3 protein-coding genes and 1 pseudogene are annotated in these 2,776 nt (G+C 69.8%); 3 read left to right on the top strand and 1 reads right to left on the bottom strand.

The genetic code is table 11. From position 1 onward, the window contains the following. Positions 1 to 39: 39 nt before the first annotated feature. Positions 40 to 459: a hypothetical protein gene (locus JHN63_RS49735; protein ID WP_200691733.1), complete on the bottom strand. Its 420-nt coding sequence runs from the start codon at positions 457 to 459 to the stop codon at positions 40 to 42. A 292-nt stretch (positions 460 to 751) separates the two neighbouring features. On the opposite strand from JHN63_RS49735, the gene JHN63_RS49740 reads away from it, so the two are divergent. From JHN63_RS49740 to JHN63_RS53680, 3 genes and pseudogenes are all read left to right on the top strand, one after another. Further along, complete coding sequence (locus JHN63_RS49740; RefSeq protein ID WP_234478899.1) at positions 752 to 1,135, top strand: hypothetical protein; 384 nt, start codon at positions 752 to 754, stop codon at positions 1,133 to 1,135. 208 nt (positions 1,136 to 1,343) lie between these two features. Continuing rightward, positions 1,344 to 1,844 carry a hypothetical protein gene (locus tag JHN63_RS49745; RefSeq protein ID WP_200691734.1) on the top strand — a complete coding sequence of 167 codons (501 nt, stop codon included), beginning with the start codon at positions 1,344 to 1,346 and terminating at the stop codon, positions 1,842 to 1,844. Between the two features lie 308 nt (positions 1,845 to 2,152). Then, a pseudogene (locus JHN63_RS53680) lies at positions 2,153 to 2,350 on the top strand (cold-shock protein); the annotation flags it as partial. Positions 2,351 to 2,776 lie beyond the last annotated feature (426 nt).

Consider the following 2,776-nt stretch of genomic DNA (forward strand, 5'->3'; position numbering starts at 1 on the left):
CCCGGTCGGAACTGGCGACCTCGCATAGTCCGGCCTCGGTCAACTGGCGGACCTCTCGTAACCAAGAGTCGCGCATTCCCTGACCCATGAAGGCTTGATCTCACCGTGAGTGATCGCCGGGGCATAGTGCCGCGAGGTCCCTCCACTCTCGGCAGCGAGTTGGGTGGTGGTGTCGTCGCGGTAGTCGAGCATGCGGGCGATCACGGGTGCAGGTGCCTGGAGGACGAGGTGACGGCTGGCCGGGGTGCGTCCCCGCTGGCTGGGGAGGCCCAGACGACGGAACCGGAGTTCGAGGGTGTCCGAAGTCATGGGCTGCCCGGCCCGGCGGCCGAGGAACAGCCAGCGGGCGTCGGGGTTGGTGGCGGTCATGGTGTTCGGGCGCTGGCCGAGGCAGGCCGGCAGCAGCGAGGTGAAGGGCTCGGGGCACCGCTGCAGCGGCGGCCCGACGAACCCGGACACACCGCCAGGCTGGACCCGCCTACAGATCCACATCAGCAGTTCAGACACAGGCTCTCACCGCGGCGCGGTGTGTGAGGGGGTTCGGGTTGCGGATTCACCGGGTTTCTCGTTCTTCTTCGAGAGCGCGGCGGTGACGGTATCTGGCGAATCGGCAGGTCAGCTGGGGTTGTTCCGTCCTGCTGAGGGTCTTTTGGGTGTGGTGAGCGGTGCCCGGGCGTTACGGCCGGCAGTTCACTCCTGCTGTGCTGCTCCTGGGTCTGGCCCGGGAGTCGTGACCCACTATCGTTGTGCTATGGATTCGTTCGGCCCCGGGCACCGGCATACTGCAGAGCGCGACGCGTCCACGCCGTCCCGTTGGGGTCCCGCCTGCGGCCAGTTGCCGTCGAGCCTCACGGAGCTGACCGGTCCCACCCGCGGCCTGGTGGATCTGCCTTTGCATCTCGCCTGGTCGGGGCTGCGCACCTTCGATCTGGACGACGACAAGCTGCTCCTGGGCATGTACCGGATCGTCCTGACCACAAACCTGCGCGAGGACTACCTCCAGTTCCTGGACGGCGGCCTGCTGACCTCGCACTGGCCCCGGCTGCGGAAAATGGTCGGCCGCGGCGTCCGCACGGCGTGGGAGGACGCCTTCCCCCCCCCGTTGCGTCCGGGCGCCGGCCGGGCTGCCGCGTGAACCAGGGGCTGCCGGTTTGCCCGCGCACCACCGTCGGCTCCTCGTCGGCATTCTCGACCTGGCCGTCCCTACGGGCTCGCCCTCATGGGCGGCTACGCGGTCCAGGCGCACGGCATCGTCCATCGTCCCAGCCAGGATCTCGACTTCGCGACCACCCACCCCGCCGCGCTGCCGCAGATCGCCGACCGCCTGACGCAGGGATCGAGTCGTGGACGCGGCGGTGGCTCGGCAGGCCCTGGCTCGTCGGATGCTGCGGTGCCCAGGCTGCGGCGCCGCGCTGAAGCCTTGGGGCCAGGCCCGGCCCCGGACCGTCCGTGACCTCGACGCCGGCCTGCTCACGGTGCGGCCGGACCGCGCCCGGTGCACCGCTTGCCGCCGCACGCATGTCGTGCTCGGTGTCGGCCTGCTGCTTCTCCGCGCGGACGCGACGCGCTTCCTGTGCCAGGCACTGGTCGGCGCGGTACGCGGGCACGGCCACCGGCAGATCGCCGCCGGGCAGCCGCGGCTCATCGGCGTCCAGGCCGTCGTCGCCCTCGACCCGGAGGCCCTGCCCGGCGCGGGCCGCGGCGACCCGCTGGCCCACGCCATCGAGGCGCTGGTGGCCGCCGCGGTGGCTGTCCGCCGCTGCGGCAGCGGGCAGCGCGACCTGTGGTCGCAGATCGCGGTCCTCACCCGTGGCCGACTGCTCGCGCCCTCCCCGGCCGGCTGATCCGCCAGCGCCGTTCGCGGCTGCCGCCTGCCCAGACACCAACACCAGCACGGCCCGAGCGCCGACCGTCTGGTTCTGTTCGTGGGAGCGGGCAACGTTGTTGACGGATTGGGGAAGCGCATAGCGAGCGCAGGGCCCAGGATGTCGATGAGAACGGGCAACGGTTCGTGGGCCAGGGCCTGGGTCGTGCTGACTTGTGACGGTCCGTGATTGAAGGACCGGTGCCCTGCGGTGGGCCATCGTGAAGCGGAGCCAGATCGGCCTCATGGCAGTGACGGCGGTACACGGCGAGCCGGCAGAGGTGGTGCATGGCTGAGGGCTGGGTCAAGTGGTTCAACAGTGAGAAGGGCTACGGCTTCCTCACGGTGCAGGGGTATAGGGACGGCGACATCCGGGTCGGTGACCAGGATGTCTTCGTCCACTACTCGGAGATTCAGATAAATGGCTACAAAACCCTTGACGAAGGTGAGTATGTCTCGTTCGACATCGAGCGGAACTCGAAGGGGGCTTTGGCCGCCCGCCGCGTCACCCCGCTCGGCCCGCCATCACGGTCCGTGCTGGACCGGTATGCGGCCGAGGCGGACCGTGCTGCGGCACGGCGGTCGCCGCGTGCTGGGGTCACCATCTTGTTGCTCGTTGTTCTGGTCATCGCGATCGTTGTGATCGTGCTCCTGTGACACGGCGAGGTGCCGCCGGGCAACGCCCAACGCCGGGCCTCGGGCGTGGCCGGAACTCACAGAGACCGTCCTGCCGCGAAACGGGACGTTTACCGCTCTGAGCGGCAAGCGGTGTCAACTCCCACGTACAAGACCAGCCGTCTCCGCGGCGTGGGCTGTCCTGACGTCCGTGCGACACCGTGCCGGCGCCAGCGACACCTCGCCGACGAAGGCTCCGGCGAATCGGGCGTATCGTCGGCGAGGTGTCGCTGGCGC

This window comes from Streptomyces sp. MBT65, from assembly GCF_016612545.1.
In the GTDB taxonomy this organism is placed as follows: domain Bacteria; phylum Actinomycetota; class Actinomycetes; order Streptomycetales; family Streptomycetaceae; genus Streptomyces.

Excerpts from the sequence above, each read along its gene's own strand:
- JHN63_RS49740 (WP_234478899.1), top strand. The coding sequence starts at position 752 with ATGGATTCGTTCGGCCCCGGGCACCGGCATACTGCAGAGCGCGACGCG.